This window comes from Nostoc sp. UHCC 0870, from assembly GCF_022063185.1.
Classification (GTDB): Bacteria; Cyanobacteriota; Cyanobacteriia; order Cyanobacteriales; family Nostocaceae; genus Trichormus.
On sequence record NZ_CP091913.1, the window covers coordinates 3,340,091 to 3,363,538 of the forward strand.

Below are 23,448 nucleotides of genomic sequence, written 5' to 3' on the forward strand. Positions count from 1 at the left end.
CCATTCCCCCTTTAAGGTACTAAGCGCACAAACTTATTTTTACCAACTTGCAAAACTTTACCGTGTAAATCACTCCCTTGCTCAAAAGTGGTATCAACATCAGTAATGCGATCGCCATCTAAGCGTACACCACCTTCTTGAATTTTCCGTTTACCTTCCCCGGTGCTTTTACACAAGCCACTCACATTGAGTAAGTACGCTAACTTCACAGGAAATTCGGCAACCTCGGTTAACGAAAATTCGGGAACTGCACCTTCTTTACCGCCGCTTTTGGCTGCTTCCTTCGCTTCGTTAGCAGCCTGTTCACCGTGGTATTGTCTAACGACTTCCCAGGCTAATAACATTTGGCGATCGCGGGGATTTTCCGGTAACTTGTCTAAAGGTAAATCTGTCAACAACTCAAAATACTGTGCCAGTAAATTATCTGGTACACCCTGCAACTTTTGATATTTTTGTCCTGGGTGTTCCGACAAGCCCACATAATTTCCTAAAGATTTGGACATTTTTTGTACCCCATCTGTACCAATTAAAATTGGCAGAAGTAGTCCAAACTGGGGCTTTTGATGAAAATGACGCTGTAAATCTCGACCAACAGCAATGTTAAACTTTTGATCAGTTCCCCCTAATTCCACATCTGCCTCAACAGCCACCGAATCATAACCTTGCATCAATGGGTAGAGGAACTCATGGAGAAAAATCGGATTCTCTTTCTTATAGCGTTCTGCAAATCCTTCCTTGGCTAACATCTGCCCCACCGTCATGGTAGCTAGTAACTCCGTAGTTTTCCCTAAATCAAGCCGGGAAAGCCATTCCGAGTTATAACGCACCTCTAATCTACCCGGTGTGTCAAAATCCAAAATAGGACGCACTTGGTCAAGGTAAGTTTGAGCATTTTGCATTACCTCTGCCTCTGTCAGTTGGCGACGCACCTCAGATTTACCAGTTGGATCACCGATGCGAGCCGTAAAATCGCCAATAATTAGGACTGCCGTATGACCAGCATCTTGAAATGCTCGCAGTTTTCGTACTGGTATGCTATGACCAAGATGAATATCTGCACCAGTAGGATCAATTCCCAATTTCACCCTTAGAGGACGGTTCGTAGTCGCCAAGCGTTTCTCTAAACTTTCAACTTCCTGATCAGTATCAGTTGGTTGTGGGAATACTTCCACTATCCCACGATTGAGCCAAGAAAAATTTTCCGCCATACTAGGAGATTCGCTATTCACTACGCTTTTTACTTTATAAGTTAGGTTGGTTATGTTCACGGCCAAATTGTCCGCCATTTAATCTGCCAAACTAATATAATTGCAAAAAATTAACCGCCCTGCTGCAAAGAATCAATTACAGTAATATTTACAAGTGAGGAAGTGAAATCGCCGTGTCGTCTAGGACTTTTGAAGAAAAGCAATCCCAACGTCGGACTTCATCGGGTTTTGAGTTTTTAAAAGGAGTCGGCCAGATAGCTGGCGGTACTCTTTTATCAATCACGATGCTAGCAAGTTCCATTGTAGCCGGAGGGCTAGTTGGCCTGGCTATCAGCTTCCGCAATTTGCCGGATGTGAGGCAATTACGTAACTTTTTACCCTCAGAAACGACGTACATTTATGACATTAAGGGCAAACTGTTAGCCAGTCTCCACGGAGAAGCTAACAGAGAAGTCGTACCTTTAGATAGAATTTCCCCAAATCTCAAACGAGCGGTATTAGCTAGTGAAGATAGTCATTTCTATTATCACCACGGCATTAACCCTACAGGGGTAGGACGTGCTGTTATTACTAACTGGTTGGCGGGTGGTGTGAAAGAAGGTGGCTCTACAATCACCATGCAGTTAGTCAAAAACCTATTTTTGTCTCGCAGACGGGAATTTACCCGGAAGTTAGCTGAGGGAGTCCTGGCAATTCGCTTAGAGCAAATTCTTACTAAAGATCAAATTTTAGAAATGTACCTCAATCAAGTATATTGGGGTCATAATAATTACGGTGTCCAAACCGCAGCACGTAGCTATTTTAATAAGTCAGCTGAGAACTTAACTTTGGGTGAATCAGCAATGATGGCGGGTTTAATCCAAGCACCAGAGGAATTTAGCCCCTTTGCCAGTCTAAAGCTTGCCAAACAGAAACAAAGAGAAGTATTGGGGAGAATGCTGGACTTAAGCTGGATCACCCAGCAAGAACATGATGATGCCCTCAAGCAAGAAATTAAACTAGGCAGAATCAGGTCATTCCAAGGTAGTGCCTTACCATATATTACCAATACTGTGTCACAGGAATTGGCTAAAAAGTTTGGGCGAGAAGCATTGCTTAAAGGTGGAATGCGGGTACAGACAACAGTTGATGCTAGCTTCCAAACGATGGCAGAAGATACTGTCAAAAAGTGGCATAAAACCCTTCTAGGAAAAGGATTAAGCAAAAATCAAATTGCTTTGGTAGCAATTGATCCACGGACACATTTTGTGAAAGCATTGGTCGGTGGCGTAGATGCGAGAACAAGTGAATTTAACCGCGCCACCCAAGCGCAGCGTCAGCCAGGCTCTTCTTTTAAGCCTTTTGTGTATTATGCTGCCTTTGCTACGGGTAAGTATGCACCAGACAGTACAGTCATAGATTCTCCAGTCAGTTATCGAGATGGTAGCGGTTGGTACTTCCCCCGAAACTACGATGGTGGTTTTGCAGGGGCGATGTCAATTCGCACAGCTTTAGCTCAATCACGTAATATTCCCGTGATTAAAATTGGCAAGACTATAGGCATGAATAAAGTTGTAGAGACTTGCCGCATTTTAGGTATTAACAGTCCGATGGAACCTGTCACCTCTTTACCTCTGGGTGCAATTGGTGTCACACCAATGGAAATGGCTACTGCCTACGCTACCTTTGCTAATTATGGTTGGCAGTCACAAACAACGGTTATTGCCCGAATTACAGACAGCAGTAATAATGTATTATTGGACAATACGCCCAAACCCCAGCGAGTCTTAGATCCTTGGGCTTCAGCAGCTACGATAGATGTCATGCGCTCAGTTATGACCGATGGTACTGGTAAAGGTGCAGCAATAGATCGCCCATCTGCTGGCAAAACAGGTACAACTTCATCAGAAAAAGATATTTGGTTTGTAGGGACTGTACCACAGTTAACAACTGCTGTCTGGGTTGGTAGAGATGACAACAGACAACTAGCTAGTGGTGCAACTGGTGGTGGTATGGTAGCCCCCATCTGGAGGGAATTTATGACTAAAGCACTCAAAGGTGTACCAGTGGAAAACTTTAAGCCACCTTCTCAGTTTCCTCGCCCCAAGGCAAATTAAAGTAATTGGCCGTAATCAGTTATCAGTCACTTGATAACTGATTTAATTTTCCCATTCCCAATTAAGACTGTTTCTGCTCTGAAATACTTACCTAAACTTAGTAAAACTAGGTTTAGTGATTTCTTCATGCTTCTTCCAAGGTAGAAGGCTACTTCTTGTCCACAGGCGTTAAGTTCAGGTCAAGCCGACCTTACTTTTTGTTTTTCAACTAAAAAGCTGATTGGTTTGTGCGTCCTTGGTTTTCGGACATACTATGATTTTACAGCACTTAACGCTACTTTTTTTAGATATCTTTAAGCAGATTTAGCTAACAATTTGGCTACTTAGTAAAGCTCTAGCTCAGATTTCATCCGTTCCAGAGTCATCTGCATTTGATCAAACATTTGCTGCGGGGTAATACCAAATTGATTTAGCTGAGTTTTGAGTTGCTCTACAGTCATTTGCGCCATAAAATCCTCAGATAGCTCGAATCGCTTCATGAAGACGCGATAGCGATCCATCATTGCTTCCATTTGCTCAATGAACAGCTTTTTACCCTCACGGTCAAACTTACCGTAGCTGTTACCTAACTGAATCAGTGCTTGATAATCTTCAAACAACTGCTTTGCTTCTTGCTGAACTATATCAGAGTCAAAGAATCCCATGTGCCTCTATTCACCTGAGTCATGACACTCAGTAGCTTACAGTTTTGCTTTTATCTATGTTTATTTTAGTCTAGGGGACTCAATTCAAGAAATAGCTACGGTTAAAGTACGGTTTTTTACCGAAATTTCAACACTTGACTTAAGTTAGCTTCTGCCTTGGCAAAGAATTTATTTAACCAAGCTGCAATTCCTAAAGCTTTAGCTACTGATTTGGGATCAATGTGATCCTGGAGCGTAATGTTTAGATGGTTAGCATATTTTACAGCTAGTGGGTGTTGTGGGTTAAGCTTTAATGCCTGACGAATATAGACTTTGGCCATACCAGTAAAATTCTGTCGTAAATGCACCACGCCCAACAAAGCATAGTAATCACTGTTATTTGGTTCTAGTTTAATGGCATCACGCAGTTCCCGTACTGCTAATGACCAGTGGGATTGTTTAGAATAATCCATTGCTCGCTGATAGTGACGTTGAGCATAATTGACAACAGCTGGTGTAAGATGTTCTGTGTTTTCTGTTTTGTCTACTTCAACTGCTGCAACTGGCTGGGATTTAACTTCAGAAATTATAGGATGAGGTGGTTCTACTATAAATGAGTTGTCTGTGTGCAGGTACAAGTAGGCTAAGTTCAATTCATTTAATTTTTGGATCATCCAATAGGATTGAGTTAGGGATTCATATTGGAGTGTGGTGTAAGAGGCGATCGCTTGCTCATAGAATAAATCAGCTTCCTTGATAGACATCCCCTTGAGTTGTCTAATTAAAGGATTTTGCATAGATACAGCGTTTTTTCCCCAATTAATCGCTTCTAACCGCAGCGTTTTTATGATATCAGTCCGCTTTTGGAGATATTTCAAATCTTCGTAAGCTGGGTTAATTAAACGGGTAAATATTGCTGTGGCTAATTTTTGGTCTACACCGTTTTTATTAGCATAGTGATCGGGATGTAACAGCTTGGCTAAAACATGATAACGCTGGAGAATATGGCGTTCATCTGCTGTCACAGCAATACCCAACACGGCGTAGGGATCTGATAATTGCTGTAACCATTCTATAGGGAGTGCAGTCTGGGACATCGTTTTAGATTGGCAGATGAGAATTTTAAGATAACATTAGGCATTGGATACTGGGAACTGGCAAATAATAATTAATACAATAGATTTATGTTTGCTTGTCAATCTGAATTTTGTAATGCTGTATTTATGCGGGTGCTTTGTTACTATGGCTGTCTGATGGTCAAAATTGTGGTATTCGTGGATTAAGAGAGGATATGCTGATTAAGCGTAAAAGTAGAAGTGTTGCCGCTATTCTAGCCTTTGCTGGGACAGTTAGCATCTCTGGATTGCATAAGTTTTATTTAGGACAGCCTGTATGGGGTTTATTGTATCTTTTGCTATCGTGGACACCCATTCCCAAGGTTGCTAGTGCCATTGAGGGGGTTTGGTACTTAGCTCAAGATGAGGAAGCTTTTGATCGCAACTTTAATTTTGGCAAGTCAGCAGTAAAAATTTCACAATCTGTAGGTAATCAAGTTGGCGCGATCGCTGATGCTTTACGTGAGTTAGATAATTTGCGCCAAGATGGATTGATTACTGAGTATGAGTTTGAGCAAAAGCGTCGCCATCTACTTGACCAGATTTCTTGATTGTTGACTGGGAAAGGGCGAATAATTTTTGACTAATGACTATTGACTACTATGCAATGGCTACCTTGGAATTCTAAGTTACAAAAGCTTAGAGCTAAACTACTGAATGACCCCTACTATCGGCTACAGTCTGGGGAAGAAATTCAGATAGCAGCACAATTGGGTATTCGCATTGATGCTAATCAAGCAACTGTTGATGATTGGTTGCGCTTACCGGGTTTATCGATTCATCAAGCGCGATCGCTTGTAGACCTGTCTCGTTCTGGTGTAACATTTTACTGCATTGAAGATATTGCTGCGGCTTTGGGAATGCCCACACCACGATTAGAACCATTAAAACCTTTATTAAATTTTAGTTATTACGATCACGAATCTCTAGTTAATTCTACTTATATAATTAATCCTAATACCGCATCAGTAGAACAGTTAGCGCAAATTCCATTTATGGATATGTCATTGGCTGAAGCGGTGGTACAAAATCGCCTGTCATCTGGGTCTTACCGTAATTTAGCTGATTTCCAGCGCAGATTAGAACTATCTGGTGAAGCGATCGCGCAATTGATGTATTTTTTGAGGTTTTAGAAGGGATTGGGGATTGGGGATTGGGGACTGGGAAAGAACTTCTCCCTTGTCTCCCTTATCTCCCTAGCTTCTAAATTATTCCAATTCGATCAGGTGGCCAAAAGCGAAATACTGCGCGACCAATGATATTTTCTTGAGGTAAAAAGCCCCAGTAGCGGGAATCGTTACTGTTATTGCGGTTGTCTCCCATGACAAAAAATTGGTCTTCTGGGACTTTGACTGGTTGGAATGGTTGGCTAGGGGGTTCAGCGATATAGTCTTCTGTTAATGGTTGTCCATTGAGATAGACTTTACCGTTAGCGACGCTAACTATTTCGCCAGGTCTTCCAATAACCCGCTTAATGAAAGCTTGGTCTTTGGGATATCCCCGTTTTTGCAATTCTGCGGGTGGCTGAAAAACGACGATATCCCCAGATGTGGGTGGATGAAACCGATAAGAGACTTTCTCGATCACTAGGCGATCGCCTTCATATAAAGTGGGAAGCATTGACTCGGAAGGGATGTAACGAGGTTCAGCGATAAAAGTCCGAATCAACAGTGCTAAAACTAGAGCGATCGCAATTAGAGTAAAATTTTCTTGCCAATTACGCCATGATTTTGACGATGCAGGAGTTTCTTTCGGATTATTTTCCTGAGAATTCATAGAATTTTTCAGCCAGTTAAACAAGTATAAATTCCTTATTTTGATGCCAAATTTCTGCCAGTAAGCAAGGTTTTCGCTTACTGCACTTACAAATACTAATTCATCATAGGGCTATCTCACATACTATCACCAAGCAAAAATACTTACGAGCAAGGAGGATGAGTTAGCGATCGCATGATGGATATTTAGCGTTAGCGGAACTGACCAGAGGTATCGCTGTTTTATCCTCCGCAGCCCAGAGGGGAAGAAAAGATTAATTTAGCAAAATTTCCAGTGTTGAATCTGACCGCACTACATATTTTTCCGGCTGGAGTTCTGCCAAGGTAGATATTCTGATTTAAAATGTTAAATAATCTAGCCATAAAATACTTATGCAAAATGATCAACACATTGCAGAAACGTCATCAAATAATTTCCGTAATGATTTGTTATTAGAAATCGAAAAAACACCAGAAAGATACATACCAGAATTACTAGAAATTGTTCGGCTATTTCGCCAAAGTGTAATGCTTAAACAAGCATCTAGTCAGCAGTGGGAAAATGCTATTAATCAAGTTAACCATAGTGATGTAGTTAAACAACAAGAAAGAAAGTCTAAAATTAAACATTTATTTGATTCATGGAATGAGTTGGAGACTCAAGAAGAACAAGAAGAGATTTTAGAAGTCATTAAATCTATGCAAGATGTTTCTATTTAAAATTGAATGAGTAAAGTTATTGTTTTAGATTCTGCACCTGTGGGGTTAATCACGAATCCAAAAGCAACGCCTCTAGCTGTAGAATGTCAAGAATGGTTTTATACTCTATTTGATCGAGGCTATGAAGTAATTTTACCGGAAATTATAGACTATGAAATTAGACGAGAATTGTTAAGGGCGAATAAATTATCAGGGATTAGAAAGCTTAATCAACTTAAATTAGAAATAATTTATCTGCCAATTACAACAGAGGTGATGTTAAAAGCAGCCGAATTATGGGCTGAAGTCCGAAATCAAGGTAAATCTACAGCAGATAATAAAGCATTAGATGGTGATGTTATTTTAGCTTCTCAGTCTATTTTAGTTGCTAGCTATGGGCATGAGGTTATTATTGCTACGAGTAATAAAAAACATCTGTCTATTTTTATTGATGCTAGAGAATGGCAAGAAATTTAGTTTGTGGAAACTTTGTATAAGTTCGTAGTGTAAATTTTTTAAACGCAAAGGGATGCAGAGGTTAGCGCAGAGTGTTTCCGATATCAAAGTTTAGCAGCGATCGCTCTTCCAATGCTATGGAAATATTCATTTGGTAAAGCTCTAGGAAATTTAGCGATCACAAATACAGTTTGACTATTTCTAGTAACCAAGAAATCTTCTAAATAAGATGATGAAGGTTTTGTAAATTCTATAGGGTTTATATTATTCGTAATTTCTTTCCAAAAATCGTCAAATTCTCTTCCATAGAAAACAACTAATTCAGGTTTCTGTTCTTTAATTTTTTGACTAATGTGATTTATTCGCATATCAATACAATAATCTTCATAATTTTTTCTATTAGCTAAAAAAGGAAGATTACAATGTTTACCATATATCCAATGCTTACGAGATGGTGAGGGTAAAGGCAATAATTCTAATAAACAAGTCTCTTTATCTTTTCTACCTAATTCACTTATTTGATATTTACGAATATCTTCTACAGTAATATTTTCTTGTCCTTTCGCACTTAATACCATACGCATTATTGCCCTCCATACCGGGACACTTAATTTTGCACCTTCCTCAAAACCAGCCGCACATCCCATCGCTATATGATATTCTGCAAGATCATCTAGTTCTTTTTCTTTTCTTTCCGCCCATATATTTATTCTGTGCTTAACGTCTTCAAAATCTCCTCCTGCTTCTTCCATACCAATAAACCAATATTTTCCTAGATAATTACCATATCCATAAAAAGTCTCAATTCTTTTTTCTAGAAGTGCATCATCAAAAAAATCTGAATTATTCATATTTAAGTGTTTATACTTAAAAAGTTATCTTTATTAAGTCAAAAATAATGGGTTATAACAAAAATGTCTAGTCACATTACAAAAATTATCAGGAATCAACATGGGTGCATATTGGTGTTCTCAAGCTGAAGTCGTCACAACTGAACCTAAAATAGTCAAAAATTTAATTCTGCAAATTGCAAGTAAAAAAAATACAACATCAGTCCATAACCTAGAAATAAAAGGCAACTCTATATTTTTCGACTCAGATGGATACGGCTGTTTTGGTGTAGAGTGGGAAAATTATGCTAAGGATCTTTTATTTGAAAAACTATTTGAAAAGTACACAGGAGCATTAATTTGCTTTGAATCTGTCAACCAATATCAGGATTTAGGCTATTTATTTTCATCAATTTGGATTAAGCCTGAAGGTGAAGTTAACTGGGATGATGATGAAGAAATTGATGAAATAACTGAAACTTTTTATAAAAGAACTCGCGTTTTGTGGATAGAAGGGGATGTTTCGGAACAACCGTGTGAAGGTCGATTTAATGAAGCTGATATATGGTATATCACATTTGATTATTTAGAACAAAATAAAGAAGATATGCCCAGTCTCTATGCTGCTTACCGTAAAGCCAAAGTCGAAGGATTTGATGATTGGTCAATTTCCTTTATTGATAAGAAGAAAGTGATTAGTTGTGAAATTGCCCAACAAATAGGAGAATTATATAGTGATAATCAAGATGCTGTACTTGAAGAATGCCTAGAAAATATGAGACAGTTAAATTCTTACCCGATAGATGCTGAGTATGCAGATTTTGAGTTTGAACTTCCAGAAAATTTTCCTAAATTATCCAAATTATAGTCAATATAGCTGTAGCCATTTTGATCAGGAAATTGACATGAGTATAAGCAAGCGACAAATCTTAAAATTTGCGTCCTAATTTACTGAGTCCATAGCTATAAACTTCTTTCCTTTGCGTCTTTGCGCCTTTGCGCGAAACAATCCAAAAAAAACTTGCCTCAGAAGCATCACACCCCCAAGGCAAGCAAACCACATAAATGATTTTTAGCTATCTAAAGTTGCTTCACTTCCGAAACTAACTTCGACACCATATCTTTCGCACTACCAAAAAGCATAGTGGTTTTATCTTTGTAGAACAACTCATTATCTACACCAGCAAAACCCGCACTCATCCCGCGCTTAATAACAATGGTGTGCTTCGCCCGATCAACTTCCAAAATCGGCATCCCGTAAATTGGACTAGCGGTATCACTACGCGCCGCAGGATTAACTACATCATTAGCCCCAATTACCAAAGCTACATCAGCTTGTTCAAACTGAGGGTTAATATCTTCCATGTCATACAACTGGGTGTAAGGCACATTCGCCTCAGCTAACAACACATTCATGTGTCCCGGCATTCTTCCAGCGACGGGGTGAATGGCATACTTAACATCAACACCCATGCGTTCTAGTTGATCTGCCAATTCTCTCACACTATGTTGTGCTTGAGCTACAGCCATCCCATAACCAGGGACAATCACTACAGAACGGGCATAACCTAACATCATCGCCCCTTCTTCGGGATCAATGCTGTGGACGGTTTGATCTATTGCACCAGCAGCTGCACCACCAGCCGCCGTACTTCCCCCTGAACCAAACGCGCTGAACAGCACGCTGAAGAGGGAACGGTTCATGGCTTTACACATAATTTCGGTGAGGATTAAACCAGAAGCCCCCACTAATGCACCGGCGATGATTAACATATTGTTCATCACCACGAAACCAGCCGCCGCCGCCGCGACACCTGATAAAGAGTTTAACAGCGAAATGACTACGGGCATATCACCGCCACCAATGGGGATGACGAACATTACACCCAAGAATAGGGAAACTCCAACGACTGCCAAAAATACAGGTAAGCTATCTGGTGTGATGATTAAGTAGGCACTACCTGCTAGATAACTACCCAACAACAAAAGGTTAAATGGTTGCTGTAACGGAAATGTAATTGGTGAACCGCTAATTAAACCTTGCAATTTGGCGAAGGCGAGAAAACTACCTGTGAAGGTGACACCACCAATTAACACATCCAATAACATGGAGATGTTGACATCTAGGGGTATAGCTGCGCCAGCATCCAATAAACGCCAGAACTCAGCCACAGCGACTAATGCCGAAGCCGCACCGCCCAAACCGTTAAGTAAGCCCACCATTTGGGGCATTTCTGTCATCTGCACTTTGTAGGCTGCGATCGCACCAATTGCTGAACCAATCGCTAAACCTATCAAAATCATCTCATAATTCAATACGTGCTGGTCTAGCATGGTGGCAACAATCGCCAGCAGCATCCCCACCGCCGCAATCACGTTACCGTTGCGTGCAGTAGCAGGAGAACCCAGTTTTTTCAAACCCAAGATAAATAAAGACGCAGCGACTAAATACGTCAGCTGAATCCCAGTTGGTAAAAAATCGCTCACGCTTTAATCTCCTTCTTCTTGAACATTTGCAACATTCTGTCAGTCACAAGAAACCCAGCCACAACGTTGACTGTGGCTAAAGTCACAGCAATCAAACCGAGAATTACTGATAAATTAGTGTTTCTTTCTCCGGCTGCTACTATCGCCCCAATTACAGCAATACCCGAAATGGCATTTGAGCCTGACATTAGGGGAGTGTGTAAGGTTGGGGGAATTTTGTTGATAACTTCAAAGCCGATGAAAGATGCCAACACAAATACAAACAAAGCTGCAATTAATGCCTCTGTCATGGAAAACTCCTTATTTTTTAGGGGTGTAGGGGTGTAAGGGTGTAGGGGTGTAGGGGGAAGATTTTACCCCAATTCCCCATAGCCCAGTCCCCATTACCTCAGCACTGCATCTTGTAGCGCATCTTTGACGCGCTGATTGCGAATTTCTCCCGCGTGGGTAATGCAGACTGCATCGATGATGTCATCAGCAAAGTCTATTTTTAAGGCTTTGTCTTTAATGAGCAGCTGTAACAAAGATGTGAGGTTCTTGGAATAGAGTTGACTGGCGTGGACTGGCATTGATGAAGGGAGATTAATCGGCCCGATAATTGTCACACCATTCCAGACAATATCTTTACCGGGATCAGTGCAAGCACAGTTACCACCTTGTTCGGCGGCTAAATCTACAATGACTGAACCGGGTTTCATCTGTGCCACCATTTCGGCTGTAACTAGCAGTGGTGCTTTTCTACCGGGGACTTGGGCAGTTGTAATTACTACATCCGCATTTTTGACGTGTTCGGCGACAACTTCCTGGGTACGTTGTTTGCTAGCTTCGGAGATTTCTTTGGCGTAACCACCTGCGGCGGTTGTTTCTTCTTCTAGCTTGACTTCCACGAATTTTGCGCCTAAGCTTTGCACTTCTTCTTTGACGGCTGGACGAATATCAAAGGCTTCTACTACTGCACCCAAGCGTCTGGCGGTGGCGATCGCTTGCAATCCTGCTACACCAGCCCCCATAATAAATACTTTCGCTGGGGCAATTGTACCAGCAGCAGTTGTCAGCATGGGAAAATATTTCGGTAATGCGGCTGCGGCAATTAACACTGATTTATAACCCGCCAGGGAAGCTTGAGAAGACAAAGCATCCATACTTTGCGCCCTGGTGCTGCGGGGGATCAACTCCATACTCAACGCGGAGATTTTGCGATTAGCTAGTTGCTGCGCTACCACAGGATTTCCCAAAGGATTGAGGAAGCTAATTAATACAGTTCCTTCCCGCATTAACTCCACTTCCGAACGTCCATCCTCTCGTTCTTGTGGTGGGCTAACTTTCAATAAAATATCTGCTTCGCCCCATAATTGTGCTGAATTATGAATAATTTTAGCTCCTGCTGCTTCATAGTCAGCATCGCTAAAAAATGATCTTTCTCCTGCACCTGCTTCTACGCAAATTTCCAACCCTTGTTTAACTAATTTAGCAACGGTGTCAGGATTTAATGCTACACGCCGTTCACAAACTTCTATTTCTTTAGCAACTGCTATTTTCATGAAATCTCCTGGAGATAAATACCTAACCTCTGCCCAATCCGCCACTGTTGCAATTAGCTATGTAATGAACTCACAGCTACTGCTTTGAAGCATGAGTGATGGCTTTTTCGTTGAGATAGAACCTTGAACTTTTCCGTTTATTCTTGCTTTACGACAGACCAAGCTTTACTTTGATTTTTACAAGTCTTACTTTTACTAATAACTGCCAATTGCATTACTTATTGCAAATCTTAATTTTAATACTCTATTTTCTATCTATGTCTTTAGTATTTTTTAGGGATCTAAAATTTTTGGTTATATTTTTGATTACATCTTTTAATATTTAACCAATTTTTTGATTTTTCAGCTTGAGAGTTTCCCAATGGTTGTTTAATGATAATTGATGAGATGCTAGCCTATTTTTTACGATCTCTCCCAACTTAACAGGCGATCGCTAATTACATCACTCAACTTTTATAACGAAAAGACTAAATTACGATACACTTGTACATATTTAGCAACACTATCAAATGTCAACGGTGTTTATATGTAGCACAAATTTGACCAAGCTCATGGCAGCAGACAAAGGTTAAACCAATTCGCAATTCGCAATTCGCAACGATGCTCCCGCCCCGCTCCGCTAACGCAATTACGTTTTGTGTTAGCGGAGCGGTAGCGAGTCCGCGTTCGCGCAGCGTCTCGTAGAGAGCGTCCGGGGATTTAGCTGAGGCATCAAAACTCGCTGCCTATAGAGGCAGGGGACTTAAACCCCCAAAGTTCGTTCAAAGGCAAAAGATACAAGAAAAAGTTACTATATAAGGCACTTTTTATCTCTACATCACGTCTCTTGTCAGCAAGCTAATAGTAAAGTTTTAGTTACAAAAACTCAAATCACAGACCTAATTTTTGGTGGAGGAGTCACATTATGCGCCGTTTACTTTCCGTTTTAGCTTTGACTGGCTGTGTACTGACTAGTTTACCAGCTATTGTCTTGGCACAAGGCGGGCAAGGATTTGTACTGTTTAGCGGCATTAAACGGGAAAATCAGCTGCCCTTTCGGTTAGATTTTGGTGGTCAAACTGACAGTATAGATAGATACATATTTAGGATTCCTCCCCAAAATATGAAATTGGCAGTTGCTCAATTTGCTGTTACTTATCCTAACTATTACAAAGGCAGTTTTGATCCTAAAAAGATTGAAGTCAGAGTCAAGGGTAAGAAAGTACCCCTATCTGAAACTAAATGGAATAAAGAAAGCGGTTTAATTGAAATTTTTCCAGAAGAACCAGTACCAGCAGGTAGCAGAGTAGAGTTAGTGTTTTCTGGCGTCAGAAATCCAGCCTTTGGTGGTACGTTTTATTTCAACTGCCAAGTTCTCTCTCCAGGAGATGTACCATTATTGCGTTACATTGGGTCTTGGATTGTGACTATTAGTTGAGTCTTTGGGCATTGGGTATTGGGCATTGGGAAATAGTTACTCTCTGTTCTCCTCTGTCCCCGCTCCACCCTACTTTAATTTTTAGCTATGGGCTCTGAACTATGTACTCTGGACTATTGACTCTTAACAATGATATATTTTTAGATTGTGACTTTTTATAAAAATCGCCTAAAAGGAGAACAGTATGCAGAGAACACTGGGTGGGACTAACCGCAAGAGAAAAAGAACCTCTGGCTTTCGTGCCAGAATGCAGACACCAGACGGCAGAAACGTCATTAGAGCCAGAAGAAAGAGAGGACGGCATCGTTTAAGCGTGTAGGGTATTTTCAGCGATAAAGAACAGCTGTGGCGTTGCCAAAAGCAAATCGATTAAAATCCCGCCGAGATTTTCAGGCAGTTTTCCGGGCAGGAATGCGGCGATATAGCTCCCATTTAACTTTGAGAGCTTTAAAACCGTCATCTGCCAAAGAATCTTCTTTGGATACTGCCCCTAAAAATCCCATAACTACTGAGCGTGAAAATTTCACCAGTACAAAAATTGGCATCTCAGTTAGCACCAAAGTCAGTAAAAAAGCCGTGGTGCGTAACCGAATTAAACGCCAGATTGCGGCAGCGTTGCAGCAATTATTGCCAAAAATAGCACCAGGATGGAAATTGGTGTTAATTGTCAAACCAACAGCAGCAGAATCTGAGTGCGGAAGCCAACAATTTCTGCAAGAATTAGAGCAGTTGTTGGCACAAACTGAGGTATTAAATGGGCATTCGTGAAGAAATTTATTATGAAGGTGGCCCCCACATCGGGGACTTGATTTTAAATATCCTGATTGGCTTCACCGTTATAGGTATACCACTGGCAGTTGGTGCAATAGTTAGAGCCTTGTGGTTGCGTTACCGCATCACCGATCGCAGAATATCTGTCATGGGTGGTTGGATGGGACGCGATCGCACTGACGTAATTTATGCAGAAGTTGTCAAAATTGTCAAAGTTCCCCGTGGACTAGGAATTTGGGGTGATATGGTAGTGACTTTAAGAAATGGTAGTCGTCTGGAAATGCGGGCAATTCCCAACTTCCGCGAAGCTTATGACTACATCAATGAAAAAGTTGCTGCTAAAAATCCTCAATACACGGCTAAGTAGAGAATAGGGAGTAGGAAGTAGGGAATATCCAATTTGCTGATATAAAACAAAAAATTTCCCATATTCCACTTAACAAAGTCTACAGACTACTCCCCACTGCTGACTGCGACTCCCATTTTTGGCGTTGTGCGGCTATCCGTAGCAGAGGATAGTCGCATAGTCATCACTATTTAGATAAATTAGATTCAGATCAATTTACAGTACCTCAGGTTGAATTCAGAATAATGGATTTTGGTATCGGGTTTCTCTCAAACAACGTAATGCTGCCAATCATAGACTTGTTCTACAGCATTGTACCTAGCTATGGATTGGCGATCGTTGCCTTGACATTGATAATCCGCTTCGCGCTCTACCCCCTGAGTGCTGGTTCAATTCGCAGTATGCGGCGGATGCGAGTTGTACAACCTCTGATGCAAAAGCGGATGGCGGAAGTTAAAGAACGTTATAAGGACGACCAGCAAAAACAGCAGGAAGAACTGATGAACGTGCAGAAGGAATTTGGCAACCCCTTGGCGGGATGTTTGCCACTCCTGTTGCAAATGCCAGTCCTGTTGGCTTTGTTTGCCACCTTGCGGGGTTCGCCGTTTGCTGGAGTTAACTATTCTGTTAACCTGCAAATCGTTCCTTCTGAACAAATCGAACAAATTCAACCCCAAGCCTTTGCTACTGCTCCTCAGAACATTTATGTTGCTGATCAGGAACACGTTAAAGTTGCAGCTATTATCCCTAGCGGCAACAAATTAGCAGTAGGTGAACAAACTAAGATTCAATATCAGACCCTTGAAGGTAAACCATTCCCGGTATTACTGGCAGAACACCCAGAAACCAAGTTAATCCCTGAATGGAAAATTACCAAAGGGGAAGATAGGATCAAAATTGACGCGGAAGGCAATATAGAAGCCTTACAGCCAGGTGATGTCACAATTCAAGGTACAATTCCTGGATTGGCAGCCGATAAAGGATTCCTGTTTATTGATGCCTTGGGCAGAGTTGGAGCAGTAGACCCAGATGGTGTAGTCCACTGGGATATTGTGGCGATGATTCTCTTTTTTGGGGTCAGCCTTTACGTTAGCCAAATACTTTCCGGGCAGAACTCCAGTGGTGGCAATCCACAACAAGAAACCGTCAACAAAATTACCCCTGTCATCTTTTCTGGGATGTTCTTTTTCTTCCCGTTACCTGCTGGGGTATTGATGTACATGGTGATTGGGAACGTTTTCCAAACCCTGCAAACTTACATCCTCTCTCGCGAACCCTTACCAGAGGAACTACAAAAAATTGTAGAAACTCAGGAAAAACAAGTAGCGGCAGAACAAAAAACATTGCCTTTTGAGCCAAAAAGTTCCAAGAAAAAGACCACAGGTTAATAGATGAGCAATATTCCCATGCAGCGAGGTCAGCAGTGGCTAAAATCACTGCTGGAACTCACTGGGATGTCATCTGAGATTAGAGGTAGTGTAGAAGCTCCCCATTCTCCAGAAGAAGATGCCCCAGCAATAGATAGTTACTGGTTGACAATAGATGAAACCAGCTTGACCCCAGAGCAAATTCACGCCCTAATTGGTGCTGATGGTTCTGTGCTAGATGCAATTCAGTATTTGGCGAATTCTACCCTTAACCTCAATCAACCCGAAGAAGAACAAGCTTCCTACACGGTGGAATTGAATGGGTATAGAGTTAAAAGACAAGCTGAAATTCAAGCAATAGCCGAAGCAGCAGCCGAGCAAGTACGCTCCACAGGGCAAGAAGTGGAAATTAAATCTCTGAGTTCTGCGGAACGGCGGTTGGTGCATACCTTCTTCCAAGAGATGGGCGATTTAGAAACCTTTAGTCGTGGCAAAGAACCCCATCGTCATTTGGTTGTCCGTCCCGCAGGGGTTGAATCCTGAACATCTCAACCAGTACAGAATATTCGTTCTTGCTAAAGGCTAAACTATATATGGATTGTCAGCAATATTGCTGATAATCAACATACATTTTCGTGATGATGTTTTACCAATCCTATGGACGCAATTTTTATTCCGCAGCTAAATAAAGCCCCGGAGCGGACAGAGGAAGTTCAAGTTAAAGAATTTCTGCCTGGGCTAGAAACGTTGACACCAGTGCGTGGCCACGTCTGTGTGCAGCATCATGGCAATTATTTGGATGTGTCAGCTCAGGTAGAAACTATTATTACTTGTACCTGTAATCGCTGCTTACAACAGTACAATCACCGTTTAGTGGTGAATGCTCAAGAAGTTATTTGGTTAGATGAGGCGGTAAATCAAGAGCAAGACTTGCCTTTAGAAAGGGAAGTGGCTATAGAAGATTTGGTGGAAACTTTATCACCCAATGGTTATTTTTATCCCAGTGAATGGTTGTATGAGCAGATGTGTTTGGCTTTGCCTCAGCGTCAGTTATGTGATTTAAAATGTCCAGGTATTCTTAGCACTGCTATAGAGAGTGAAGAAGATTCTGTTGATAATCGTTGGGCTGGGTTGAAGGCTTTGAAAAAGCAACTTCCGGGATAGGTTTTGATCAGCTCACGCTCCAGGCGCAAAGTGAACTTATTGGCTAAATTTGCGCTCTTACCCAGTTCCTAAATGACCTGAGTGTTGGACTTCTCCCTATAGTTTGGCTTTGTTCATAGAATTGAGAAATTGCTTCCACAATTGGCAAGTTGGGAAAAGTTGGACTGATTTCTGACTCAACATACTTGCCATCTTGAAGGATGTTTATTTGGAGTCTGCCTTTTTCATATCGCCACAGTTCAGGGACTCTTAAGGCTTCGTAGGCTGCAAGTTGAGTTTTAGAGGTGACATCAACTTCAATAACTAAGTCGGGTGGTGGGTCAACTGTTAGGTCGATACGTTCTTTCCCAATCATCCGAGCGTGATTTTTAATATAGAAAGAATCATCAGGCTCTACACCAAAACTCATATCTTCACGTTTAAAGGTTGTTGAGCCAAAGGATTCACAATCAATTTCTAATTCTTCCAAGAGAATTTTTACCATATCACCAATGATGACTTTGGCTACCTCATGCTTCGGTAATGGCATTCTTATCTCCAACGTTCCCTGAATGTAAGCCAACCGAGTTGCACGATGGTCGCCTAGTTCGGTGAGAATTGCCTCAAATTCTTGCCAGTTAATATTTTGGAGTATTACTCTATGTCCTGGCGGTACACTTAATTGTCTGAATTGAAGTGTTACCATTAGTAACTTAGGTTATTTCTAATAGTTTGAATAAATTCCTGCACAGCATCATATTGGTCAGGCATAGAAATATAATGCAGCAGCAAAGCTGGGTCTAAATCTGGGAAAAATCTACTCCGGTTGACTTCTTCATATTCTCCCTGCTCATTCAGACAGAATATTTGAATTTGATTAGCTTTCCAGAACCAAACTTCGGGTATTCTCTTGGGCTTGTATAAATCTTTCCTATTAATAGTTCCACTGGTGACGATAACTTCAATTACAATGTCGGGTGTTTCTTTATTACTCCCAATGCAGTAAGATTCATCCGGTGTACCAGAAGCATACCCTGGTTCTTCTAAGGTAAAACCACCGCGACCGTAGAAGCGGATACCTTTCTCCCTCATATAAGCTTCGAGTAAATAACCGAGAGTTGTTTTCACGTACTCGTGTTTATCTCCAACGGGAGACATAATTTCCATTACCCCTGCTAAATAAGTTAGTCTGACTTCTCGGTTATCTTCTAGTTGTGCGGCGATGATTTGGAACTGTTCCCAAGAAACGCCATGAACAGTGACTAATTTTTCTTCTGTTGGCTGTTCTAATAATGAGATTGCCATGAGCGATCGCAATTTCAATAAATAATCTGTATATTCTCTAGTCTAGTATTGTCAACAAGAAATTGGAGTGACAATTATTGCCACTCCAAGATTCTGAATGGAAAGAAACAAAGCTGAGAGTGAACGATAAAATAATGTATAATGTGATGTATACATTAATATATTTAAACAGTGTCGAGTAAAATTCGTAAGCAGATTTATATTGAGCCGCGTCAAGAGCATCTGCTAAAAGCGATCGCACAACAGGCGGGTGTCAGTGAAGCAGAAATTATTCGCCAAGCAATTGACCTACATTTGGGCAAAATAACTCCACCGCCAACAAATACCGCAGTTTGGGAAGCAGAAAGAAAATTTATCGAAGATATGAAAACTCGACCTGCTCAACCTAGAGGACGAGACTGGCAGCGTGAAGACCTCTATGAACGGTAGAGTGTTAATTGATACGAATATTTTGGTTTATATTTACGATCCACTAGATAGTACAAAACAAGAAAAGGCGATCGCAGTTACTGACCACTTGATTCGTTCGGGTAAAGCTGTAATTAGTACCCAGGTAATGGGAGAGTTTTTCATGGCAACAACCCGTACTCGAAGGTTACTTTTGACTCCTGCTGAGGCACTGGAGCGAATGCGTAACTATTTAGCTGCTTGTCATGTTGTTGATATTACACGACTCATCACCTTAGAAGCGATTCGTGGTGTAGAAACTCATCATTTTCAGTTTTGGGACGCGCAAATTTGGGCGACAGCGCGACTTAATCAAATTGAAGAAATTTACAGTGAGGATTTCGCATCCGGTTCTATGGTTGAGGGCGTGAGGTTTACCAATCCTTTTCAGGGCGGGTTTTGACAAAAGAAATTGGAGCGATAAAAATTACCGCTCCAAGATTCTGAATAGAGGAGAAATTTTTGAACTTAAGACTACTTGCTGTTACCATTGCTAGCAAGCAGACGTTCAGCCAGCTTTTCTGGTACTTCTTGCAGGTGGTCATATTCCCAGTGGAAAGAACCAACGCCGAGAGTGAGCGATCGCAGCTCTACAATAAAGTCTTGCATCTCGGCTTGTGGTAAGTAAGCAGAAATATTATCCCAACCTTGCCAGTCGTTTCTACCTTCATAGCCCAAAATCTGACCCCTACGACCACTCAGCAATTGCAGCACCTTGGAGGTAAATTCGCTGGGTGTGGTTACTTGTAACCGCAAAATTGGTTCTAGGAGGGTGGGTTGCGCCTGGGGTACTCCTGTTTGCATGGCTAACCGCGCCGCTTGCTTAAAGGCTTGTTCGGAACTATCAACGTTGTGATATGAACCATTGGTTAATGTCACCGCCACATCTACAATTGGGAAACCTAAAGGCCCGTGGGTGAGGAATTCCCGCACTCCCATTTCTACGCCGGGAATGTATTGTTTGGGAACTACACCACCAACGATAGTTTCCTTGAAATTAAAGCCTTCCCCACGGGGTAACGGTTTAATATCTAGGAAAACATCCCCAAATTGCCCATGACCGCCGCTTTGATGCTTGTAGCGTCCATGTACTGAGTTTACAGATTTGCGAATGGTCTCTTTATAAGGGACTTGTGGTAGGTGGGTAGACATGGGTAAGTTATATTTGCGTCGCAGTCTATCTAAGGCGACTTGCAAATGAATTTCACCTTGTCCCCACAGAATCACTTCGTGGGTGTCACCGTGCTGTTCCCAAGTTAAAGAGGGGTCTTCTTCTAATAACTTAGTAATAGCAGCACTCAATTTCACTTCATCGTTGCGCTTTTCTGGGGTAATCGCCAGGGCATACACTGGTTCTAGTGGGTCAGGTTTGGGTAATGTTAACGCCTGTTCTGTAGAGATGATATCCCCGGTTTTAATCCCTTCCAATCGGCTCAAGGCCACAATTTCACCAGCCGTAACTTCATTGACTGACTGCTGTTGTTGTCCCATGAGGCGATAAATACCGCCAGTCCGTACACCGTTGAGAACAATCCCATCGGTTAATTTACCTTGCCAAATCCGCACGAGGGAGAGTTTACCTCCTTGGGGAGTGTAATAGGTTTTCAAAACCTGGGCTATGGGTGTATTGCTGGGTTTATTCCCTTGAAGGCGGCGTTCTGCGGTGGCTTCTGGTGCTGGTGCTTCCCGTAGCAGTGCATCTAATAGGGGTCTTACACCATAATCTTGTTCGGCTACGCCAAAGAAGACGGGGACTACCAAATCTGCCCCTAATTCCATTTTTAAATCTGTGAGAATTTCTTCTTGGGGTGGTTCGATATCTTCTAAAAGTTCTTCGAGTAAATGATCATCAAAATTGGCTAAAGCTTCGAGCATTTCGGCTCTGGCTGTATGTTCTTCTGCTTTTAAATTTTCGGGAAAAGGAATGGGGTCAGCTGGTGCGCCTGGATGATATTGATAGGCTTGTTCGCTCACCATGTCGATAAAGCCTGTTAGCTGTTCCCCTTGCATGATGGGGTATTGATGGGCTACTAATGGACGGCTAGAAACCGCTTTGAGGGCGTGTAATGTTTCTAGGACGTGGATATTCGCCCGATCCATTTTATTAACAAAGACAAGATGGGGAATTTCCCAATCGTCTAGGAATTTAAATAGAGGCGCAAGGGTGAGGACTCGTTCACGGATAGGTTCGCAGATGACAATGGCTGCATCAACCCCGATTAAAGCGTTATAAGTCTCTTGAGCAAATTCTATACTGCCTGGACAGTCAATAAAAGTAAAACGAGTGTCATTATACTCTGCGCTAGCGGCACTAACTTCTACACTCATCTGGCGATCGCGTGCTTCTGCTGCACTATCACCGATTGTGTTACCATCCTTAACGCTGCCTTTGCGAGAAATCGCTCCTGTGACAAATAACAAGCTTTCTAATAATGTTGTTTTTCCACTTAAATAAGGGCCGACAATGGCAACATTCCGCGAACCTGATATGACTTTTTGGCTCATAAAACCTCCTTTGCAGTAAGTTTCTCTTACCGCGTAGCCCTGTGTTTTTGAGAGGATGAATAATTACACCCATTGCCGGAGAATTATCCCCCCTTTAACTTGCAATTATGCTCTCTTTAACTAAAAACAAAAAAAATTGTAGCCTGTTGTAAGATTTACCTTAAGAAAAATTAAGTAAAACTAACTTTAATCCCGAATAGAAAAGTTTTGTTAAAACCTGATTTTTGACGGAACTTTTTATGAATAACAGTGACATAAATTAGATTGAGTCAATACATCAATGGACGTATATTTCTATAATTATCCTATCGTCGGGATGCTGGGTTTAACATTACTATGGGGATGTATGCTGCCAGTCTCAGCTAACTCTCTTACTCCCCAACTTTTCAATATAGCACAGTCTAGTGTGCCAACAGCAACAAGCTTGCTAAATCAAGGCTTACAAGCAATTCAATCGGGGAGAGTACAAGATGCGATCGCAGCATTTCAAAATGCCACTCAGTTAGATCCTAACTTAGCCGCAGCCCATTACAATTTAGGTTTAGCACTGCGACAAACTGGACAATTACAACCAGCAGCTAATGCTTTTTATCGCGCTACTCAAGCTGATCCTAATTTCTCTCTCGCCTTTGCCAATTTAGGGGGAGCGTTGTTAGAAGGTAATAATTTACAACAGGCGGGTGAATACTTACAACGGGCTTTACAAATCGACCCCCAGCTAGGTTTTGCTCACTATAACTTAGGATTAGTCAGACAACAGCAACAAAATTGGTCAGGCGCGATCGCATCTTTTCAAAAAGCGATTGCATATAGTAAAAATGCCCCAGAACCTCACTATCATTTAGGTGTCTGTTATTTACAACAAGGTAAAATTAATCAAGCTCAAGAAGCCTTTGAGCAAGCCATCAAAATTAATCCTAAATATCCAGATGCTCATTATAATTTAGGCGCAATTTTGTTAAATCAAGGCAAACTGCAAGAAGCTTTAGTTTCATTTAGAAAATCAGCAGAAGCTAATCCTAATTATCCTAATGCTTATTATGGTGCAGGGTTAGTTTTTATGCAGTTAAATCAGTATGGGGAAGCGGTGAAAGTCTTTACCCATGCGAAAAATTTATATAACGCTCAAGGTAATCCTCAATGGGCAAAAAATGCTGAAAGATTGTTGCAGCAAGTACAAAATACAAAACAATAAATAGTCAATATCGAACAGTTATTTATGAGATTGTGTGATTTGTATTCGATAATCAATTTTAGAGCTATTAGCTAATAAATGATAACTCTTAAATTATCATTAGTGCTGAGGCAAAAATAATTAAGATTAGATAAGAATAAACA

27 protein-coding genes are annotated in these 23,448 nt (G+C 41.3%); 16 read left to right on the forward strand and 11 right to left on the reverse strand.

Annotation, left to right across the window (positions count from 1 at the left end; all coding sequences use genetic code 11):
• Positions 1 to 11 precede the first annotated feature (11 nt).
• Positions 12 to 1,208 carry a tyrosine--tRNA ligase gene (gene tyrS / locus L6494_RS14100; RefSeq protein ID WP_237996001.1) on the reverse strand — a complete coding sequence of 399 codons (1,197 nt, stop codon included), beginning with the start codon at positions 1,206 to 1,208 and terminating at the stop codon, positions 12 to 14.
• A gap of 173 nt (positions 1,209 to 1,381) precedes the next feature.
• Between tyrS and L6494_RS14105 the strand changes: the two genes are divergently transcribed.
• Entirely contained in the window at positions 1,382 to 3,304 is a 1,923-nt protein-coding gene (locus L6494_RS14105; RefSeq protein WP_237988350.1) for a transglycosylase domain-containing protein, read from the forward strand.
• A 323-nt stretch (positions 3,305 to 3,627) separates the two neighbouring features.
• On the opposite strand, the gene L6494_RS14110 is transcribed toward L6494_RS14105, so the two are convergent.
• Together L6494_RS14110 and L6494_RS14115 are read right to left on the reverse strand one after the other, a co-directional pair.
• Entirely contained in the window at positions 3,628 to 3,948 is a 321-nt protein-coding gene (locus L6494_RS14110; protein WP_237988351.1) for a DUF1825 family protein, read from the reverse strand.
• 116 nt (positions 3,949 to 4,064) lie between these two features.
• Complete coding sequence (locus L6494_RS14115; protein WP_237988352.1) at positions 4,065 to 5,024, reverse strand: J domain-containing protein; 960 nt, start codon at positions 5,022 to 5,024, stop codon at positions 4,065 to 4,067.
• A gap of 194 nt (positions 5,025 to 5,218) precedes the next feature.
• On the opposite strand from L6494_RS14115, the gene L6494_RS14120 reads away from it, so the two are divergent.
• The gene (locus L6494_RS14120; protein WP_237996003.1) at positions 5,219 to 5,593 is read left to right on the forward strand and encodes an NINE protein; all 375 of its coding nucleotides are present in this window, start codon (positions 5,219 to 5,221) and stop codon (positions 5,591 to 5,593) included.
• 51 nt (positions 5,594 to 5,644) lie between these two features.
• Positions 5,645 to 6,175: a helix-hairpin-helix domain-containing protein gene (locus tag L6494_RS14125; RefSeq protein ID WP_237996005.1), complete on the forward strand. Its 531-nt coding sequence runs from the start codon at positions 5,645 to 5,647 to the stop codon at positions 6,173 to 6,175.
• A gap of 70 nt (positions 6,176 to 6,245) precedes the next feature.
• Here L6494_RS14125 and lepB read toward each other — a convergent pair whose 3' ends face one another.
• Positions 6,246 to 6,818, reverse strand: a complete 573-nt coding sequence (lepB, locus tag L6494_RS14130; RefSeq protein WP_237988353.1) for a signal peptidase I — start codon at positions 6,816 to 6,818, stop codon at positions 6,246 to 6,248.
• 425 nt (positions 6,819 to 7,243) lie between these two features.
• Here lepB and L6494_RS14135 point away from each other — a divergent pair, with 425 nt between their 5' ends.
• Both L6494_RS14135 and L6494_RS14140 read left to right on the forward strand, forming a co-directional pair.
• The gene (locus L6494_RS14135) at positions 7,244 to 7,516 is read left to right on the forward strand and encodes a hypothetical protein (RefSeq protein ID WP_237988354.1); all 273 of its coding nucleotides are present in this window, start codon (positions 7,244 to 7,246) and stop codon (positions 7,514 to 7,516) included.
• A 6-nt stretch (positions 7,517 to 7,522) separates the two neighbouring features.
• On the forward strand, positions 7,523 to 7,972 hold the full coding sequence (locus tag L6494_RS14140; RefSeq protein ID WP_237988355.1) for a nucleic acid-binding protein: 450 nt from the start codon (positions 7,523 to 7,525) through the stop codon (positions 7,970 to 7,972).
• A gap of 83 nt (positions 7,973 to 8,055) precedes the next feature.
• On the opposite strand, the gene L6494_RS14145 is transcribed toward L6494_RS14140, so the two are convergent.
• Positions 8,056 to 8,802 (reverse strand): hypothetical protein, encoded by a 747-nt coding sequence (locus tag L6494_RS14145; RefSeq protein ID WP_237988356.1) that lies wholly within the window; start codon positions 8,800 to 8,802, stop codon positions 8,056 to 8,058.
• 100 nt (positions 8,803 to 8,902) lie between these two features.
• Between L6494_RS14145 and L6494_RS14150 the strand changes: the two genes are divergently transcribed.
• A complete protein-coding gene (locus tag L6494_RS14150; protein WP_237988357.1) occupies positions 8,903 to 9,649 on the forward strand; it encodes a hypothetical protein in 747 nt (248 codons plus the stop codon).
• A gap of 212 nt (positions 9,650 to 9,861) precedes the next feature.
• Here the strand turns inward: L6494_RS14150 and L6494_RS14155 are convergent, their stop codons facing one another.
• The 3 genes from L6494_RS14155 to L6494_RS14165 form a co-directional block, all read right to left on the reverse strand.
• The gene (locus L6494_RS14155; protein ID WP_237988358.1) at positions 9,862 to 11,268 is read right to left on the reverse strand and encodes an NAD(P)(+) transhydrogenase (Re/Si-specific) subunit beta; all 1,407 of its coding nucleotides are present in this window, start codon (positions 11,266 to 11,268) and stop codon (positions 9,862 to 9,864) included.
• Complete coding sequence (locus L6494_RS14160; RefSeq protein ID WP_237988359.1) at positions 11,265 to 11,558, reverse strand: NAD(P) transhydrogenase subunit alpha; 294 nt, start codon at positions 11,556 to 11,558, stop codon at positions 11,265 to 11,267. The genes L6494_RS14155 and L6494_RS14160 overlap by 4 nt, the downstream gene beginning before the upstream one ends.
• A gap of 93 nt (positions 11,559 to 11,651) precedes the next feature.
• The gene (locus L6494_RS14165) at positions 11,652 to 12,809 is read right to left on the reverse strand and encodes a Re/Si-specific NAD(P)(+) transhydrogenase subunit alpha (RefSeq protein WP_237988360.1); all 1,158 of its coding nucleotides are present in this window, start codon (positions 12,807 to 12,809) and stop codon (positions 11,652 to 11,654) included.
• Between the two features lie 904 nt (positions 12,810 to 13,713).
• Here L6494_RS14165 and L6494_RS14170 point away from each other — a divergent pair.
• From L6494_RS14170 to L6494_RS14200, 7 genes are all read left to right on the forward strand, one after another.
• The gene (locus L6494_RS14170) at positions 13,714 to 14,226 is read left to right on the forward strand and encodes a DUF2808 domain-containing protein (RefSeq protein WP_237988361.1); all 513 of its coding nucleotides are present in this window, start codon (positions 13,714 to 13,716) and stop codon (positions 14,224 to 14,226) included.
• A gap of 184 nt (positions 14,227 to 14,410) precedes the next feature.
• The gene (gene rpmH / locus L6494_RS14175) at positions 14,411 to 14,545 is read left to right on the forward strand and encodes a 50S ribosomal protein L34 (RefSeq protein ID WP_190705043.1); all 135 of its coding nucleotides are present in this window, start codon (positions 14,411 to 14,413) and stop codon (positions 14,543 to 14,545) included.
• A 26-nt stretch (positions 14,546 to 14,571) separates the two neighbouring features.
• A complete protein-coding gene (gene rnpA / locus L6494_RS14180) occupies positions 14,572 to 14,994 on the forward strand; it encodes a ribonuclease P protein component (protein ID WP_237988362.1) in 423 nt (140 codons plus the stop codon).
• Positions 14,981 to 15,364 (forward strand): PH domain-containing protein, encoded by a 384-nt coding sequence (locus L6494_RS14185; RefSeq protein WP_237988363.1) that lies wholly within the window; start codon positions 14,981 to 14,983, stop codon positions 15,362 to 15,364. Before rnpA ends, L6494_RS14185 begins: the two co-directional genes overlap by 14 nt.
• A gap of 224 nt (positions 15,365 to 15,588) precedes the next feature.
• Positions 15,589 to 16,731, forward strand: coding sequence for a membrane protein insertase YidC (yidC, locus tag L6494_RS14190; protein WP_237988364.1), 1,143 nt, complete (start codon positions 15,589 to 15,591; stop codon positions 16,729 to 16,731).
• A gap of 3 nt (positions 16,732 to 16,734) precedes the next feature.
• Positions 16,735 to 17,253 carry a Jag family protein gene (locus L6494_RS14195; RefSeq protein WP_237988365.1) on the forward strand — a complete coding sequence of 173 codons (519 nt, stop codon included), beginning with the start codon at positions 16,735 to 16,737 and terminating at the stop codon, positions 17,251 to 17,253.
• Between the two features lie 114 nt (positions 17,254 to 17,367).
• On the forward strand, positions 17,368 to 17,874 hold the full coding sequence (locus L6494_RS14200) for a YceD family protein (RefSeq protein WP_237988366.1): 507 nt from the start codon (positions 17,368 to 17,370) through the stop codon (positions 17,872 to 17,874).
• Positions 17,875 to 17,917: 43 nt separating this feature from the next.
• Here the strand turns inward: L6494_RS14200 and L6494_RS14205 are convergent, their stop codons facing one another.
• Together L6494_RS14205 and L6494_RS14210 are read right to left on the reverse strand one after the other, a co-directional pair.
• Positions 17,918 to 18,559 (reverse strand): Uma2 family endonuclease, encoded by a 642-nt coding sequence (locus L6494_RS14205; RefSeq protein WP_237988367.1) that lies wholly within the window; start codon positions 18,557 to 18,559, stop codon positions 17,918 to 17,920.
• On the reverse strand, positions 18,559 to 19,158 hold the full coding sequence (locus tag L6494_RS14210; protein WP_237988368.1) for a Uma2 family endonuclease: 600 nt from the start codon (positions 19,156 to 19,158) through the stop codon (positions 18,559 to 18,561). Before L6494_RS14210 ends, L6494_RS14205 begins: the two co-directional genes overlap by 1 nt.
• Positions 19,159 to 19,329: 171 nt before the next feature.
• Here L6494_RS14210 and L6494_RS14215 point away from each other — a divergent pair, with 171 nt between their 5' ends.
• Both L6494_RS14215 and L6494_RS14220 read left to right on the forward strand, forming a co-directional pair.
• A complete protein-coding gene (locus L6494_RS14215) occupies positions 19,330 to 19,587 on the forward strand; it encodes a hypothetical protein (protein WP_237988369.1) in 258 nt (85 codons plus the stop codon).
• On the forward strand, positions 19,577 to 20,008 hold the full coding sequence (locus L6494_RS14220) for a PIN domain-containing protein (RefSeq protein WP_237988370.1): 432 nt from the start codon (positions 19,577 to 19,579) through the stop codon (positions 20,006 to 20,008). Before L6494_RS14215 ends, L6494_RS14220 begins: the two co-directional genes overlap by 11 nt.
• A 71-nt stretch (positions 20,009 to 20,079) precedes the next feature.
• On the opposite strand, the gene L6494_RS14225 is transcribed toward L6494_RS14220, so the two are convergent.
• Positions 20,080 to 22,110: an elongation factor G gene (locus L6494_RS14225; protein ID WP_237988371.1), complete on the reverse strand. Its 2,031-nt coding sequence runs from the start codon at positions 22,108 to 22,110 to the stop codon at positions 20,080 to 20,082.
• Between the two features lie 280 nt (positions 22,111 to 22,390).
• On the opposite strand from L6494_RS14225, the gene L6494_RS14230 reads away from it, so the two are divergent.
• Positions 22,391 to 23,305, forward strand: coding sequence for a tetratricopeptide repeat protein (locus tag L6494_RS14230; protein ID WP_237988372.1), 915 nt, complete (start codon positions 22,391 to 22,393; stop codon positions 23,303 to 23,305).
• The last annotated feature ends 143 nt before the right edge of the window (positions 23,306 to 23,448 follow it).

Bases quoted from the DNA above. Each gene is read 5' to 3' on its own strand.
- tyrS (WP_237996001.1), bottom strand. From the start codon at position 1,208: ATGGCGGAAAATTTTTCTTGGCTCAATCGTGGGATAGTGGAAGTATTC.
- L6494_RS14110 (WP_237988351.1), bottom strand. From the start codon at position 3,948: ATGGGATTCTTTGACTCTGATATAGTTCAGCAAGAAGCAAAGCAGTTG.
- L6494_RS14115 (WP_237988352.1), bottom strand. From the start codon at position 5,024: ATGTCCCAGACTGCACTCCCTATAGAATGGTTACAGCAATTATCAGAT.
- L6494_RS14120 (WP_237996003.1), top strand. From the start codon at position 5,219: ATGCTGATTAAGCGTAAAAGTAGAAGTGTTGCCGCTATTCTAGCCTTT.
- L6494_RS14125 (WP_237996005.1), top strand. From the start codon at position 5,645: ATGCAATGGCTACCTTGGAATTCTAAGTTACAAAAGCTTAGAGCTAAA.
- lepB (WP_237988353.1), bottom strand. From the start codon at position 6,818: ATGAATTCTCAGGAAAATAATCCGAAAGAAACTCCTGCATCGTCAAAA.
- L6494_RS14140 (WP_237988355.1), top strand. From the start codon at position 7,523: ATGAGTAAAGTTATTGTTTTAGATTCTGCACCTGTGGGGTTAATCACG.
- L6494_RS14145 (WP_237988356.1), bottom strand. From the start codon at position 8,802: ATGAATAATTCAGATTTTTTTGATGATGCACTTCTAGAAAAAAGAATT.
- L6494_RS14150 (WP_237988357.1), top strand. From the start codon at position 8,903: ATGGGTGCATATTGGTGTTCTCAAGCTGAAGTCGTCACAACTGAACCT.
- L6494_RS14160 (WP_237988359.1), bottom strand. From the start codon at position 11,558: ATGACAGAGGCATTAATTGCAGCTTTGTTTGTATTTGTGTTGGCATCT.
- L6494_RS14165 (WP_237988360.1), bottom strand. From the start codon at position 12,809: ATGAAAATAGCAGTTGCTAAAGAAATAGAAGTTTGTGAACGGCGTGTA.
- L6494_RS14170 (WP_237988361.1), top strand. From the start codon at position 13,714: ATGCGCCGTTTACTTTCCGTTTTAGCTTTGACTGGCTGTGTACTGACT.
- rpmH (WP_190705043.1), top strand. From the start codon at position 14,411: ATGCAGAGAACACTGGGTGGGACTAACCGCAAGAGAAAAAGAACCTCT.
- L6494_RS14185 (WP_237988363.1), top strand. From the start codon at position 14,981: ATGGGCATTCGTGAAGAAATTTATTATGAAGGTGGCCCCCACATCGGG.
- yidC (WP_237988364.1), top strand. From the start codon at position 15,589: ATGGATTTTGGTATCGGGTTTCTCTCAAACAACGTAATGCTGCCAATC.
- L6494_RS14195 (WP_237988365.1), top strand. From the start codon at position 16,735: ATGAGCAATATTCCCATGCAGCGAGGTCAGCAGTGGCTAAAATCACTG.
- L6494_RS14200 (WP_237988366.1), top strand. From the start codon at position 17,368: ATGGACGCAATTTTTATTCCGCAGCTAAATAAAGCCCCGGAGCGGACA.
- L6494_RS14205 (WP_237988367.1), bottom strand. From the start codon at position 18,559: ATGGTAACACTTCAATTCAGACAATTAAGTGTACCGCCAGGACATAGA.
- L6494_RS14210 (WP_237988368.1), bottom strand. From the start codon at position 19,158: ATGGCAATCTCATTATTAGAACAGCCAACAGAAGAAAAATTAGTCACT.
- L6494_RS14220 (WP_237988370.1), top strand. From the start codon at position 19,577: ATGAACGGTAGAGTGTTAATTGATACGAATATTTTGGTTTATATTTAC.
- L6494_RS14225 (WP_237988371.1), bottom strand. From the start codon at position 22,110: ATGAGCCAAAAAGTCATATCAGGTTCGCGGAATGTTGCCATTGTCGGC.
- L6494_RS14230 (WP_237988372.1), top strand. From the start codon at position 22,391: ATGGACGTATATTTCTATAATTATCCTATCGTCGGGATGCTGGGTTTA.